At 68.4% G+C, this 14,467-nt stretch carries 10 protein-coding genes; 7 read left to right on the forward strand and 3 right to left on the reverse strand.

Annotated features, from left to right (window positions below; translation table 11 throughout):
• Positions 1–214 precede the first annotated feature (214 nt).
• Positions 215–1,681 (forward strand): bifunctional aminoglycoside phosphotransferase/ATP-binding protein, encoded by a 1,467-nt coding sequence (locus ON40_RS44655; RefSeq protein WP_040831883.1) that lies wholly within the window; start codon positions 215–217, stop codon positions 1,679–1,681.
• A gap of 192 nt (positions 1,682–1,873) precedes the next feature.
• Complete coding sequence (locus ON40_RS44665) at positions 1,874–2,701, forward strand: sigma 54 modulation/S30EA ribosomal C-terminal domain-containing protein (protein ID WP_169542016.1); 828 nt, start codon at positions 1,874–1,876, stop codon at positions 2,699–2,701.
• Here the strand turns inward: ON40_RS44665 and otsB are convergent.
• Positions 2,685–6,782, reverse strand: coding sequence for a trehalose-phosphatase (gene otsB, locus ON40_RS44670; RefSeq protein WP_281033127.1), 4,098 nt, complete (start codon positions 6,780–6,782; stop codon positions 2,685–2,687). The genes ON40_RS44665 and otsB overlap by 17 nt on opposite strands.
• Positions 6,783–6,979: 197 nt before the next feature.
• Here otsB and ON40_RS44675 point away from each other — a divergent pair, with 197 nt between their 5' ends.
• The 3 genes from ON40_RS44675 (at position 6,980) to ON40_RS44685 (ending at position 10,057) form a co-directional block, all read left to right on the forward strand.
• Positions 6,980–8,113 (forward strand): site-2 protease family protein, encoded by a 1,134-nt coding sequence (locus tag ON40_RS44675; protein WP_040831887.1) that lies wholly within the window; start codon positions 6,980–6,982, stop codon positions 8,111–8,113.
• A gap of 382 nt (positions 8,114–8,495) precedes the next feature.
• Positions 8,496–8,954: a pyridoxamine 5'-phosphate oxidase family protein gene (locus tag ON40_RS44680; RefSeq protein ID WP_063713231.1), complete on the forward strand. Its 459-nt coding sequence runs from the start codon at positions 8,496–8,498 to the stop codon at positions 8,952–8,954.
• Positions 8,955–9,115: 161 nt separating this feature from the next.
• Entirely contained in the window at positions 9,116–10,057 is a 942-nt protein-coding gene (locus ON40_RS44685) for a universal stress protein (protein ID WP_051194555.1), read from the forward strand.
• Positions 10,058–10,062: 5 nt separating this feature from the next.
• Here the strand turns inward: ON40_RS44685 and ON40_RS44690 are convergent, their stop codons facing one another.
• Together ON40_RS44690 and ON40_RS44695 are read right to left on the reverse strand one after the other, a co-directional pair.
• Complete coding sequence (locus tag ON40_RS44690; protein WP_063713232.1) at positions 10,063–10,698, reverse strand: CBS domain-containing protein; 636 nt, start codon at positions 10,696–10,698, stop codon at positions 10,063–10,065.
• A gap of 52 nt (positions 10,699–10,750) precedes the next feature.
• Complete coding sequence (locus ON40_RS44695; protein WP_157186820.1) at positions 10,751–11,377, reverse strand: Rv1733c family protein; 627 nt, start codon at positions 11,375–11,377, stop codon at positions 10,751–10,753.
• Between the two features lie 173 nt (positions 11,378–11,550).
• On the opposite strand from ON40_RS44695, the gene ON40_RS44700 reads away from it, so the two are divergent.
• Entirely contained in the window at positions 11,551–12,525 is a 975-nt protein-coding gene (locus ON40_RS44700) for an Acg family FMN-binding oxidoreductase (RefSeq protein WP_040831889.1), read from the forward strand.
• A 159-nt stretch (positions 12,526–12,684) separates the two neighbouring features.
• Positions 12,685–14,391, forward strand: a complete 1,707-nt coding sequence (locus ON40_RS44705; RefSeq protein WP_040831891.1) for a GAF domain-containing sensor histidine kinase — start codon at positions 12,685–12,687, stop codon at positions 14,389–14,391.
• Positions 14,392–14,467: the final 76 nt, after the last annotated feature.

Below are 14,467 nucleotides of genomic sequence, written 5' to 3' on the forward strand. Positions count from 1 at the left end.
ATAGGTGGCGGTACCGGTTCCTACCTGGTCGATTCCACCGTTCCGGAGCTCCCGCTCCTAGGGCACCGCGTCGGCACACCACAGTGACCGAAGTCCTCGAGTCCGGCACAACCGACATCGGCACGACCGATCGCCCATGCAGAGGCCACATGATGCACGGTCAAGTGACTTTCGCCCATCACGAAAACGACGACGATCGGCGAAGCTGGTGACGATGGAACCCAATGTCGCCTTCGCCGCGCTCGCCGAAACCCATTCGGCCGTGGTCGTACTCTTCGGGGATCAGGCGTACAAGATCAAGAAGCCGGTTCTGACCGACTTCCTGGATTTTTCCACCCGCTCCGCGCGCGAGGTCGCCTGCGCTCGCGAGCTCGAGCTGAACCGTCGATTCGCCCCCGACGTCTATCTCGGCATCGCGCGGCTGACCGAACCCGCCGACAGCGCGGGCGAGCCGGTCCTGGTGATGCGGCGGCTACCGGAGGCCACCCGCCTGTCGGACCGTCTGGCCGACCCGGACGTCATCCGCGATACGCTGCCGACCCTGGTGCGGCAGGTGGCCGCCTGGCACGACCGCGCTCCCCAGGGGGTCGACGTCGACAACGCGGCAACCGTGGACGCGGTGCGCAGGCGTTGGCGGTGGCTGCTGTCCGGACTGCGCTGTCCCCCGATCGAGCCCGCGGTGGTGCGGAGTCTGGCCGACTCGGCCATGCGCTATCTCGACGGCCGCAAGGCGCTGTTCGACAAGCGAATAGCCGCCGGTCGCATCGTCGACGGCCACGGCGATCTGCGCGCCGAGGACATCTTCGTCACCGACGACGGTGTGCGGGTGATCGATTGCCTGGACTTCGACGACGAACTCCGCCACGTCGACCGGCTCGACGACGTCTGCTTTCTCGCGATGGATCTCGAGCTGCGCGGCCACCCCGAGCTCGCCGCGAAGTTCGTCGACGACTATCTCGAGCTCACCCACGATCCCGCGCCGGAGTCGCTGCGTCACCACTACATCGCCTACCGGGCGACCGTGCGCGCGAAGGTCGAGTGCGTGCGCCAGTGTCAGGGCGGCGCGACCGATTCGGCGGCGAAGGCCGTCGCGCACGCGGAGATCGCGCTGCGGCATCTCGCCGCCGGTGCGGTCCGGCTCGTGCTGATCGGCGGGCTGCCCGGCACCGGAAAGTCGACGGTCGCTCGCCGCCTGGCGGACGCCACCGGCGCGGTCCTGGTGTCCAGCGACCGCATTCGGGCCGATGCCCGCGCCCGCGGCGTGCTGGCGGGCGGAAGCGGCGAATACAACCAGGGTGCCTACACACCCGTCGCGCGGGAACATGTCTACGCGGTCATGCGCGCCGAAGCGCAGGCACTGCTCGAGACCGGACGCTCGGTCATCCTGGATGCCAGCTGGATCGATGGCGAACAACGCCGCCACGCCAGCCGCATCGCGACCGAGACGTCCGCCGATCTGATCGAGATATGTTGCAGTGCACCGCAATCGATCGCCCACGCACGAATCGCCGCCCGCACCGGATCCGCCTCCGAGGCGACCCCGGCGATCTCGGACGCGATGGCCGAGGATCACGCGGCGTGGCCCGACGCGGTCGTTCTGGACACCACCGCATCGCCGGAGAACACCACCGCCGCGGCCCTGTGCGCCTATCGCCGAGCGGAGCGGAGAGGACCGTCATGACCGCGAGAACGCCCACGCCCGTGACGGGGTCCACCTTCCGCGGACTCATGCCCAGCGACGTGCGGAGGTCCTGCCCACGAACTCGACAATGATGCAGCTCTCGAGGGAAATCAATATGCCGATCGGTGTTCGGCGCGCGGACGGTGTGGTCAGCGTCGTTCCGGAGTTCGGCCGTGTATGAGGAGCGTGACGATGAGTACCGGAGTGATCCTGCCGTCCGATCAGGGGCCGGGCGGTGGTGAACCCTTCGAGACAGGACCCGATGCCGATGAACGCCTCGCCGTACCCGCCATCGATGTTCGCCTCGGTGATCGAGTACCACTCATGTTCGGCGACCATGCGCGACAACGCATCCGCAGAGCGGTCGATCGAGCGCCGTCGCCGATAACGTCGATTCGCGTGCGACTGTCCGACCATCATGATTCGGCGGTGGCCAACCCCTTCGTCGCGCAGGCGGACATCGCGACCTCGCGGGCGATCCGCGTGCAGGTGACCGGCATGACGCTACCCGACGTGGTGGAGGCATTGCAGGCACGCACGCGCTCACGGCTGCGCAGCCTGGCCTGCTCCGGCGCACTGGGTTGGGAACGCTGCCGGCCGCAGGCCTCGACCCTGCTCTACGTGCGGCCGGTTCGCCAGCGAACCGTGGTGCGCACCAAGTCCTTTCATCTGTACCGACGCACCGCCGCGGACGCCGCGATCGATATGGCTCTGATGGACTACCCCTTCGAGATGTTCCACGAATCGGGTGTGCGGACCGAGAGCTTCCTGTACCAGACCGCGAAGGGCGACTATCGACTCACCCGGCTGGATCCGCGGCCGCCCTCCATCATCCCCGGCGATCTCCCGATCACCGTCGACAAGGCTCCCGCTCCGGAGCTGGACCGGTACGAGGCTCTGGACCGACTCGCGTTGAGCGGATCGCCGTTCCTGTTCTACCGCGACCGCGCTCTCGCACGCGGCTGCGTCCTGTACCACCGCTACGACGGGTACTACGGATTCATCACCTCACGCCGGTGATCGGCGCGGACGAGCCGGAACGCGGGCGAGTGGGCCATTTCGCCGCCCGTTCGTCCGACGTGCCGCAGCGACCGTCGAGCGGCAACCGCACCGTGGCTCCGGCGGCGAGCCGGTGCCGCCGACCGTCGAATTCGATGGTCAGGGCCGCGGCCGGGCCGGGCTCGGAAGCGACTTCCAGGACGTCGGTATCGATGCGCACGGTGAGCCGGTGGCCGCGACAGCTCATCGGAAAGCTCAGTTGCCCGAGCGCCCGGGGCCAGCGCGGGTTGAAGATCAGCCGACCGCCCCGGATCTCCAGCCCGGTGAAACAGCGTTGCAGCAGATCGATACTTCCGGCCATGGCGGCCAGGTGGATGCCTTCGGCCGTGGTGCCGCCCTGGATGTCGTGCACATCGGAGTTCAGCACCATGTCGAAGAAGGTCATCGCCTGATCGCGGTTGGCGCGGGCCAGGACCCAGGAATGTACGACGGCGCTCAGGGTCGAGCCGTGTGAGGTGCGCGCCAGATAGTAGTCGACCGTGCGCGGGATCGCCTCGGGTGCGAGCCGATACCCCATGTGCCCCAGCAGATCTCGTAGCTCATCGGCCGAGAGCAGATAGAACAGCATGAGGACGTCGGCCTGTTTCGCGGCGCGATACCGGTTCACGTCGTCGCCTTCGGCCTCCAGGATTCGGTCCAGGCGGCCGATATCGCCGTACCGCGCACGATAGGCGGGCCAATCCAGTTCGCGGAGCCGGTCGTAACCGGCGAACTGGCTGATCACCCCGTCGTGGAACGGGACGCACATCCGATCGGCGACCGCGCGCCACCGCTCGGGATCCTCCGGGGGGATGCGCAGCGACCGCAGGAGTTCGGCGCGGTTGCGCGCGGGCATCCGGTGCAGCGCATCGCGGGCGCGCCGAATCACCCACGCCGCCATGACATTGGTGTAGGCGTTGTCGTCGATGCCGGGTTCCGGCGCGTCGGGATAGCCGGAATGGAATTCGTCCGGGCCGATCACTCCGCGGATGTGGTATCGGTCGTCGCGATGATCGTAGGTCGCGGTGGCGGCCCAGAACCGCGCGATCTCGACCAGCAGTTCGGCGCCCATCCGGACGAGGAACTCCCGATCGCGGGTGAGTTCGTAGTACTGCCACACGTTGTATGCCACGGCGATTCCGGCATGGTGTGCGCGTCGGCTGGGGTCCGGGGTCCAGTGTTCCGAGCGCGGATTCAGATGCAGGCGCTGACTCTCCTCGCGGCCGTCGCTGCCGGACTGCCACGGGAAAAGCGCGCCCGCACAACCTATTTCGCGGGCCAGTCGACGCGCCTCGGGTAATCGGTGATACCGGTATTCGAGCAGCGACCTCGCCGCGGACGGAAATCGCAGATTCAGCACCGGCAGCACGAACAGCTCGTCCCAGAAGACGTGGCCGCGATACGCCTCCCCGTTCAGGCCGCGCGCCGGGACACCGGCGTCGAGGAACGCGGTGTGCGGGGACACCGTCTGCACCAGATGCAGCAGGTGCAGCCGTAACGTGCGGGCCGCGGATGCGCTGCTGTCCAGGTCGATCCGCAAGCGTGCCCACAGATGTTCCCAGGCCAGGGCGTGGCTATCGAACAGCGCGTCGAGGTCGTCGTCGGTCTCGAGGGCGCGTCGCGCCTGGTCGCCGGGGGCGGAGATCGCGTGATCGCGGCCGGTGTAGAGGGCGGCGATCTTGTCCACCGTCACCGACTCCCCCGCGCTCAACTCGACGTCGCCATCGCTTCCGGACAGCCCCGCTTCCGCGCACGGATGCCACACCACCGGCAGGTCGATCCCGTTCGCGCGCAATCGGGTTCGCGTCCCGGTGGCGATCGGGATGCCCGACTGACGCGTCCGCACGAGGGCCAGCACGGTATCGGGTGCGGGCCGGAACACCTCGGCAGCGTCGAGATGACGTCCGGACAGGTTCCGGTACCGATCGACCAGCCCGTTCTGCACGGCCGTGTCGATACCCGAACGAATCGTCAGGATGCCGCTCCAGTTCTCGGCGGTGATCCGGATCCGCAGACCGCACAGGTGCGGTGCGTGCATGGCCGCGAACCGGCGCTCCGACACCGAGGTGACCCGTCCGGCACCGTCGCGGAACCTCAGGCGCCGGGTCAGGACGGCGTACCGCAGATCGAATTCGGTTCGGTAGGAAAGTAATTCGACCGCATCGAGGTCGTACCGGGGGCCGTCGTCGATGCGCCAGGTGACCGGCAGCCAGTTCGGCAGATTCACCAGGCTCTCGTTATCGATCTCCTGTCCGGCGATCGTGTCGCGCACGCGGTCGTAGATCCCGGCGGCGTAGGTGCCGGGATAGTGGTGCGGGCCAGCCGTGGAGTCTGGCGTGGCCCCGCGGACGCCGAGGTACCCGTTGCCGACGCTGCACAGCGCCTCGCGCAACTTCTCCGTCGACGGGTCGTACCCGTCGAAGGCCAGAATCCACGACTCCGGCGCGGCGGAGGTGTTCGACTCGCTCAGCAAAGTGGTGAGCCGGGCGAGCAGATCACGCACGCGGGCGGGGCCCTGGACACCGAATTCGGCCGCGGTCCGCCGGTCACCGGCGTCATCGTCGCGGACGCACACGGTGATTCCGGCCGCACCGATTGCGTCGAAGGCGTCCTCGTCGGTCAGGTCGTCCCCGGCGTAGACCGGAATGCCCGGTGCGACAAGGTGTTCCAGAATCCAGCCGACCGCGCGGCCTTTGTCCCAGTCCACCGGTGGACGCAGTTCGGTGACCTTGCGTCCGGCGACCACCCGCAGGCCCGCCTCGTGGCCGACGCGGTGCACGGCGGCCAGCACATCCGCGACCTGCTGCTCGGGGACCGAGCGGTGATGCACGGCCACCACGAAGCGCTTGTATTCGACGACGACTCCGGGAATCCGCCGCAACTCGTGGTCGAGCCGATCCGCAGCGCCGCCGAGGGTGGCTTCGGCCGCAGCACCCGCCGCATGCCGATGCCGACGTCCCTGCGGCGACATGAGTTCGAAGCCGTGACATCCCGCGTACCAGATGCCGGGAATGCCGACGCGGGCGCGCAGATCGTCCAGCTCCCGACCGCTCACGATGGCGATCGGGCATCGTTCGGCCAGTTTCGCGAGCACCTCCGCCATCCCCGCGCGAAGCGTCGCGGCCGCCGGGTCGGGGACGATATCGGACAGCGTGCCGTCGAAATCCAGCAGTACGACCGGCTTCCCGGTCTGCAGCTGATCCGCGATCCGCGGCCAGAACTCCAGTGCGTCAGGGATTTCCGACATCCGGGGGAATCCGCTCCGCAGCCGCACCTGCGCCAGGTCGGTCACGATCTCGTCGGCGCCGCACGCGCGCAGGCGGTCGGCACGTCCGATCCGATCCACGCCGATGACCAGACCGAAACCGCCGCGGCGCCCCGCCGTCACACCCGCCTCGGCATCCTCGACGACCACGGTCCGTTCCGGTCGCGCGTGCAACCGATCGGCGGCCGCGAGCAGGACCGCCGGATCCGGTTTGCCGCGCAACCCGAGTTCGTCGGCGACCACGCCATCGATCCGAACGGGAAACAGCTCCGCCAGACCCGCCGCGGCCAGCACCTCGGCGCAGTTGCGGCTGGCGGTGAACACCGCGGTCGCGATCCCGGCATCGCGCAGGCATCGGACCAGCGCGACCGTGGAATCGAACGCGGGCACACCGTTTCTGTCGATACGCGCGAGGAACAGCTGGTCCTTCCGCTTGCCGAGACCACAGACGGTCGCGGCGCCCGGCGGATCCGACGGATCCCCGCGCGACAGAACCACCCCCCGCGCCGCGAGAAAGTCCACGACCCCGTCGGAGCGCGGCTTGCCGTCCACGAAACGCTCGTAGTCGCTCTCGATGAACGGTGACCGGTTCTCTCCCGGCAGTACCGGGCGGCTGCCCAGGAACGCGTCGAACAGCTCGCGCCAGGCCGCCTCGTGCATCGATGCGCTGTCGGTGACGACTCCGTCCATATCGAAGATCACCGCGTCGTAAACACGGGAGTCGATCAGCGGGCCCGCCGAATCCTGCTCGTGCACCAGTCCAGCCTGATCCGCGCGGGAGCTCCCGGCCAGGGCCACAGGTCGACAATCGATGCGGCGATCACGAGGCCGACACCGCGACGGATTCGGACAACGGGGACATTGGTCCTCGGTGCAGAGGCTGGCCGGCCCTGCCTTTCGCACGCGCGTTCGCACAGGCTGTGTCCATGGACACGACCGCATGCCGAATCGTCCCCATCCGCGTTCACCGATTCCGCCCCCCGGAGCGCTGACCCATGTTGCACGGAACCATCCCCGTCGGCCGCATCGCGGGCATCCGGATCGGCGTGCACTGGTCGCTGCTGATCACCGCGGCGTTGTTCGCAGGAATTCTGCGCACCGAACTCCCGCACCGGGGCAGTCCGGTGACGAGCTGGGCCGTGTCCGTGGCCGGCGCGGTCGTGCTGCTGGCCTGCCTCGTCGCGCACGAGCTGGCCCATTCGGTCGCGGCCCGGCGACGCGGCGTCCATGTCGACCGGATCGTGCTGTGGCTCCTGGGCGGAGTGTCGGAGTTCGCCGACGAGCCCGGCGACGCGCGCACCGAGCTGCGAGTGGCACTGGCCGGGCCCGCGACGAGCATGTTGATCGGGCTGCTCTGGTATGCCGCCGCGGTGGTGACCGCACCCGTGGCCCCGTCCGGCATTCTGGCCGAGGCGTTCGGCTGGCTCGCGGTCATGAACATCGCTTTGGCGGTGTTCAATCTGCTGCCGGGTGCGCCGCTGGACGGTGGGCGGGTGGTCCAGGCCCTGATCTGGGCCCGGACCGGCGACCGACTGCGTGCGGCGACCACGGCCGCGCGCTGTGGCCGGGTACTCGGGGCCCTCGTGATCGCGGCGGGAGCGGTCGAGGTGATCGTGGCCCGGCATCCGGCCGGGCTGTGGTTGATCCTGCTCGGCTGGTTCCTGCGCACCTCGGCCAATGCCGAGATGTCCGTCGCCGGACTTCGACATCGGCTGGGCGACATCATGATTCGTGATGTCATGACGAGCCCGCCGCTGGCGCTGCCGATCCGCTGGCCGGTCGCGGACGTGCTGCGCTCGCACGCCGCCGACAGCGGACACCGCGTCTTCCCGCTGATCGACCCGGCGGGCCACCCGGTCGCGCTGCTGGCCTGGTCCGATCTGTCTCGCATCTCCCCCGCAGCGCGCACGACAACCGAGCTGTCCGCGCTGGCCCGGCGGCTGCCACCCGCCGCCGTGGTGCACGAGGACGAACTACTCGCCGACGCCGCGACCCGGGTGCTGCCGCGCCCCGGACTGGATGCGCTCGTCGTGGTCGACGAATCCGGTCACCCGACCGGGATCGTCACCGCCACGGACCTCGTCGCCGCGTGCGACCGTTCGACGCTGGGACTTCCGCTGCAAACGTAACCAAAGACACTGCGCCAGTACAGCTTCGGAAGATCGGACCGCGGCCGTCGGCACGGTCCGGAGCCACCGAACCAAAGGACCAACGCCCCTTCGACAAGCGACCACCGGACCTGCCCCGCACGCCCGACGCGTCGCACCATGAAAACACCTGCGGGAAAACCGGTGGGGCCGACCTGCGAACATCAGGTTCATCCGCTACCGATTCGGGGTATTCACCCCCCGATGACCCCGGTTTCGTGCGTCGGCCCGTGGTTCCGGTGCGCGGCTCTCTGTGAAGGGCACCGCGTACCGGCGAAGAAGTCGAGTACGACGAGGTAGAGGAAAGAGACGGTGCGCCATGGTGACGTCCGGGATAGATGGTGACCGCCGCCCACACCGCCCGATGCCCATCAGCGATTCGGAGGCCATGCAACTGCTCGCCACCACGTCCTACGGACGGGTGGTCTTCACCAGAGATGCGCTGCCCGCGATCCGGCCGGTCAACCACCTGGTCGAGGACGGCATGATCATCGTCCGATCCCGGATCACCTCCCGGCTCACCGCGGCCGTGCGAGCGGATCAGAAGGTGGTCGTCGCGTACGAGGCCGACGATATCGACCCGATCCGGCATATCGGCTGGTCGGTCGTGGTGACCGGTATCGCGCGCACCGTCAGCGAACCGGACCGGATCGCCCGGTACGAGGATCTGCTCGTGTCCTGGGTCGACCGGATGATGGACGTGGTGGTGGAGATCGAGCCGTCCATCATCAGTGGGGTGCGGCTGGACGGAATCGGTAACGGCAACGGAATCGGCAACGGCAACGGATTCGGCAACGGCACCCGCATCGCTGAATCCGGTTGATCCTCAACGATTCTCGCTCGGCGCATCCCCGCGCCGCCACCCGGTCGCAGGATGCCCGAGGACCGCACATCCGGTGACCTTCGGCCGTGCCGCGCCGGAGCGGCCGAAACGACGATGGGTAATCAAGGCACACCCTCGTCGACGGGACTCAGGAGGCCGCGATGACAGGCATACCCGGCAAACACAGGACGGCCCGGCTCGACGACGACATTCATCAGCTGGTCTCGGCGAAGGTGGTCGTCGGCATCGACGAATCCTCCGGTTCGGACACCGCGCTGCGGTGGGCGGTGCACTACGCCGGTATTCACGGACGCGGGCTGCACATCGCGCACGGCATGAACACCGCGGGCGTGACGACCGTCGGCGCCTATGCGGTGAGCAGCCCGTGGGTGCTCGACGAAGCCCGCGCCAACGGCGAATCCGTCGTCGCCCGCGCCGCCCAACTGGCCCGGCTGCTGGCCCCCGACCTGCCGATCACCACCGAATTGGTGGCGGACAGCGCGTCCACCGTGCTCATCGACCGCAGCGACGCCGCCTTCGCGGTGGTGCTCGGCGCGACCGGGTCGACCGGGACGCTCGGCCACCTGGGTTCGACACTGCTCGCGGTCGTCGCCCATGCCCACGGGGCCGTCATCGTGGTCCGCACCGACCCCGACGCCGGTGACATCGTGCACTACTCCGGGCCGGTCGTGGTCGGCGTCGACGGTGGGCCGCTCAGCGACGCGGCAGTGGCGGCGGCCTTCGCCGAGGCCGCCCAGCGCGGCACCGACCTGGTCGCCGTGCACGTGTGGAACGACCAGAACTTCGGCCATTACGCGGGGTACGACACGGTCCGGCTGCCGGACGGCAACCCGGGCGAGGCCGAGAACGCCGTGCTGGCCGAGCGCGTCGCGGGATGGCAGGAGAAATTCCCGGACGTCCCGGTGATGCGGGCGTCCTATGCGTTCGCACCCACGGTCCATCTGCAGACGTGGTCACAATCCGCACAGCTGGTGGTCGTCGGTAGCCGGGGTCGCGGCGGCTTCGCCGGCCTGCTGTTCGGCTCCACGGCCAATTCCCTCGTCCAGCACGCACGGTGTCCGGTCATGGTCGTGCATCCGTGAGTCTTTCAGCCGATGGTTTCATCGGCCTTGCGCTGCAACCATTCCGACAGCGGCGGCGCCTTCGCCTGTCCCGGCGCGGGCGGCGACTCCGGAACGGTGTGCGCGTCTTCGACACCTTCCACGGTCATCGCCAGCGCGGAGACGGTGCGCTGCTCGTCGGCGTCGGCGAATCGACCGCGAATACTCACCCGGCCGTCGGCGACGGCGATGGTCCACTGCCTGCGGCTGCCGGTGTAATTGTCCAGGCGGGCGCGAACTTTCGATTCGATCGAGGCATCGTCACAGATCAAGGCGCGCAACAGATCTCGTCGAGCCACGATGCCCACGAGCACGCCAGCCTCCACCACCGGCATGGACCGCAGATGCAACGCCAGCATCCGCGCGGCGATCACGCCGGTGAGGGTACCGGGTTCGACCACCATGGCCGGACTGGTCATCACCGCCTCGACATTCGTTCCGGTGCGCGCACTCTCCGCGGCGAGAGCATCGGATTCCGAGAGCATGCCCACCACGTGCTCACCGTCGTCGACCACCGGAAGCGCCGCGAAACCGTGCTCGGCCAGCAGGGCGGTCGCCTCCCGCAGCGGGGTCTGCGGTCGCACCGTCACCACGGGACGGCTCAGGATATCGCGAGCGTACATGGTTTTCCTCCTGTTTGCTTATGCCACAATGGTTTTCGAGAACTCTCGGCGCTCACGGCATGACCGTCCCGTTCCGATCGACCAACCGCCACTCGGCTTCCCACCGGACGCTGCGCCGCCAATCCAGCAGCCGGTCGACGCCCCACGTCGCGAACACGACGGCCGTGACGACCACGGCCAGCAGGGCGACCCCGGAGCCGATGCCGCGGAAGGCGGCCGCGCTGGTGGGCAGTGGACCGGCGGACGGCCTGCCGTCCGACCCGAGCCACACCTGCACCTGGCCGCCGCGCCGCGCCGTGGCCGGCACCGTGACCGTCGCCGAATCCTGCTTCCCGTCACGGATCCACACGACCGGCGCATGCCAGTCCTCGTCGACCACGACCCCGGAGCCGCGCGCCGCGGTACTGCTGACCGCATCCGCCGGATCCGCCTCGAGCGTCCCGGTCACCGCGGTTTGCGCGGCATTGCCGGCCTTGATCTGCGCGACCCCCTGCGTGTACAGAGCTGTGCCGAACGAGCAGGACACCGGCACCGCCCCGAGAATCACGAGTGCCGCGAGTATCCGGAGGACAGCCTGTAGCCGATCCGAGGACCGCAGCAGCGGGTTCCGGCCCCACGGCCAGGTGATGCGGTGCAAGCGTGGTGCGGAGGGTGTCCCGGTCGGGTGGATGCTCCACATGACATATGTCCTCTGCTGTACTAAGGCTCCAGTCTCAGCATTGCCTGCGCAGGCGCCATCCGGCACGGCCGAATGTCACCGGAGCGGCGGTGAATGGGAAGGTATCGGCGGCCCTGCCACTCGAGGCCCTAAGACCCCTCCCGCACGACCCGGCGCGGCAATAGCGTGAATCCATGACCGTGCTCGCCGCCGACGTCGTCGCGAAGGTGGTTCGTTCCGCCGGGCAGGCCCCGTCGCTGCACAATTCGCAGCCGTGGCGCTGGGTGTTCGGCGGCGACCATCTGGACCTGTACGCCGTACCCGAAAGGATGCTGCCCACCACCGATCCGACCGGCCGCCAGATGCTCCTGAGCTGCGGTATCACCCTCGGCCATCTCCGTACCGCCCTGACCGCGGCGGGCTGGCGCACGACCGTCGCGTACTGTCCGGATCCGAATCGCCGCACCCATGCCGCCACGGTCCGATTCGCCCGGCACCCCTCGGTCACCGACGACGAACGCGATCGGGCCGAGGCCATTCGCGAGCGATACACCGACCGCCTGCCGATGCGGCCGCCGACCGGCTGGGCGGACTTCGAAAAGGTCCTGCGATCGACCTTCGATCCGGCCGACGCGGTGCTGGATGTGGTCCCCGAAGCCGGTCGCGCCGTGCTGGCGCACGCCAGCAGCCTCACCGCCGCGGTGCGTTACCGGGACGCGGAGTACCAGTCCGAACTCATGTGGTGGACCGGAATCGCCGACCCGGACGCCGGAATTCCCGAGTCAGCGCTGTTGTCGGCGGACGAGCGCGCCCGCGTGCCGCTGGGCCGCACCTTTCCGCTCACCGAACACCGTCCGCGTCGAACCGCGCTGCCCGATGCGGCGACCGTGCTCGTGCTCTCGACCGATTCCGACCGGCGGGCGGATCTGTTGCGGGGCGGTGAGGTGCTCTCGACGGTCCTGCTCGAATGCACCGTCGCCGGTTACGCCACGTGCGTGCTCACCCATTTGACCGAATATCCGCGCAGCCGCGATATCGTCCGAGATCTCATCGGTGACACGGCGCTGCCGCAGGCCCTGATCCGCGTCGGCAGAGCGGCCCCCGACAGCGACCGGGAGCCCCGCACGCCACGCCTGGCGCTGGGCCAAATTCTGCACATCACCGGGTGATCTTCCCTGCCCCGCAACGGCATCGGCCACCTGCGGGGCAGCCGCAAGCATCCGCTCACATGCCGACTGTCGCGGTCGGCCTTGTTGGCTAGACTGTGTGTGTTCTCCGAGATCATCTATTCCGCCCGAGACCACAGAATCGCCAGCAGAAGGGGCGGCATGCCACAGTCCTCGGATGCCTACTTCGTGCGCGACACACTCTCGCAGCTACGGTTGCGGGAACTACTCGACGAGGTCAAAGACCGCATCGAGCAGATCAGTAATGCCCGCGAGCGGATAGACGGCCTCGTCGAGGCCATGCTGACGGTCACCTCCGGACTCGATCTGGACGAGACGCTGCACACCGTCGTGGATACCGCGAGAACCCTGGTCGGCGCCCGCTACGGCGCGCTCGGCGTGCGCGGGCAGGGACATGAGCTGACCCAGTTCATCTATCAGGGCATCGACGACGCCCAACGCGCCCTGATCGGCGATCTTCCGCAGGGACGCGGTGTGCTCGGCGTTCTGATCGATGAGCCGAAACCGATTCGGCTGGACTGCATCTCGGATCACCCGTCGTCGGTCGGCTTCCCGCCGAACCATCCGCCGATGAACAGCTTCCTCGGCGTGCCGATTCGCATCCGCGACGAGGTGTTCGGCAATCTGTACCTCACCGAGAAGCTCAACGCCCAGCCCTTCACCGAAGACGACGAGATCGTGATGCAGGCGCTGGCGGCCTCGGCTGGTGTCGCCATCAGCAACGCCCATCTCTATGAGTCGGCCCGCAGGAGACACGCCTGGATTTCGGCGACCCGCGACCTGACCGCCGAATTCCTCGCCGGCGCCGGCTACCACGAGGTGCTGGGTCATCTGGTCGAGCATGCGCGACAGCTGACCTCCTCGGAGCGGGCGATACTGGCTGTCAGCCCCGACCCGGAGGCACCTGCCGACCGGATCACCCACCTCGACATCACCGGACTCACTCCCGTCGCGCCGGTCCCGTCCAGGGTGCCGACCCCCGATACCGATATCGGCCACGTCTTCCGCACCAGAACCGCACAGCAGCTCGCGACCGGTTCGGGCGATGCCCTGCTCGGCGACGGACCGGTGCTCCTGGTTCCGCTACACACCGGTGACGCCGCACTCGGGGTGCTGATCACCACACGCCCGAAAGGAGCGGCGGCGTACACCGACGAGATCATCGACCTGGCGGCGGGTTTCGCCGTTCAGGCAGCAGCGGCGATGCAGATGGCCGCCACCCGAGAGCGGGTGGAGGAACTGAGCGTGCTCAGCGACCGTGATCGCATCGCCCGAGATCTGCACGATCAGGTCATCCAGCGACTCTTCGCCGTCGGCCTGCTGCTCCAGGGCACGGTGCCGCGCAGCAACAATCCCGAAGTGCGGCAACGGATCAACGAGGCAGTCGAGGAGATGCAACAGGTGGTTCAGGATATCCGCACGACCATTTTCGATCTGCACAGCAACGATCCCGTATTCGGCCAGTTGCGGCGGCGTGTGGATGAGATGATCCGACAGTACACGGCGGATGTACCGATCACGACCTCCGTGCGCGTCACCGGCTCGCTGTCGACCCTGGGCAGCGAACTGGCCGATCACGCCGAGTCGGTGATCCGCGAGGCGATCAGCAACACCGTGCACCACTCCGGCGCCGACCACCTCACGGTCGAGATCCACATGGGCGAGGACCTGAGCATCATCGTGGAGGACGACGGCCGGGGCATATCGCCCGACCGGACTCCCAGCGGTCTGGCCAATCTGGCAAACCGCGCGAAGCAGTGCGGCGGCTCGTTCGACATCAGCCCGGCGGAGCATCCCGGCGTGCTGGGGCCCGGCACCCGCATCCGGTGGACCGCGCCACTGCGCTGAGGTCGGCGACAGATGGACCAAGGGCACTGCACAACAGACGAAAAGCCCTGTCCTGCGCACGCGGTTGCGCGTTGAC

The organism is Nocardia jiangxiensis NBRC 101359 (assembly GCF_000308615.1).
Taxonomy (GTDB): Bacteria; Actinomycetota; Actinomycetes; order Mycobacteriales; family Mycobacteriaceae; genus Nocardia; species Nocardia jiangxiensis.

What these genes read in the sequence shown, in the direction of transcription:
- ON40_RS44655 (WP_040831883.1), top strand. Translation starts at nt 215, where the DNA reads ATGGAACCCAATGTCGCCTTCGCCGCGCTCGCCGAAACCCATTCGGCC.
- ON40_RS44665 (WP_169542016.1), top strand. Translation starts at nt 1,874, where the DNA reads ATGAGTACCGGAGTGATCCTGCCGTCCGATCAGGGGCCGGGCGGTGGT.
- ON40_RS44675 (WP_040831887.1), top strand. Translation starts at nt 6,980, where the DNA reads ATGTTGCACGGAACCATCCCCGTCGGCCGCATCGCGGGCATCCGGATC.
- ON40_RS44680 (WP_063713231.1), top strand. Translation starts at nt 8,496, where the DNA reads ATGCCCATCAGCGATTCGGAGGCCATGCAACTGCTCGCCACCACGTCC.
- ON40_RS44685 (WP_051194555.1), top strand. Translation starts at nt 9,116, where the DNA reads ATGACAGGCATACCCGGCAAACACAGGACGGCCCGGCTCGACGACGAC.
- ON40_RS44690 (WP_063713232.1), bottom strand. Translation starts at nt 10,698, where the DNA reads ATGTACGCTCGCGATATCCTGAGCCGTCCCGTGGTGACGGTGCGACCG.
- ON40_RS44695 (WP_157186820.1), bottom strand. Translation starts at nt 11,377, where the DNA reads ATGTGGAGCATCCACCCGACCGGGACACCCTCCGCACCACGCTTGCAC.
- ON40_RS44700 (WP_040831889.1), top strand. Translation starts at nt 11,551, where the DNA reads ATGACCGTGCTCGCCGCCGACGTCGTCGCGAAGGTGGTTCGTTCCGCC.
- ON40_RS44705 (WP_040831891.1), top strand. Translation starts at nt 12,685, where the DNA reads ATGCCACAGTCCTCGGATGCCTACTTCGTGCGCGACACACTCTCGCAG.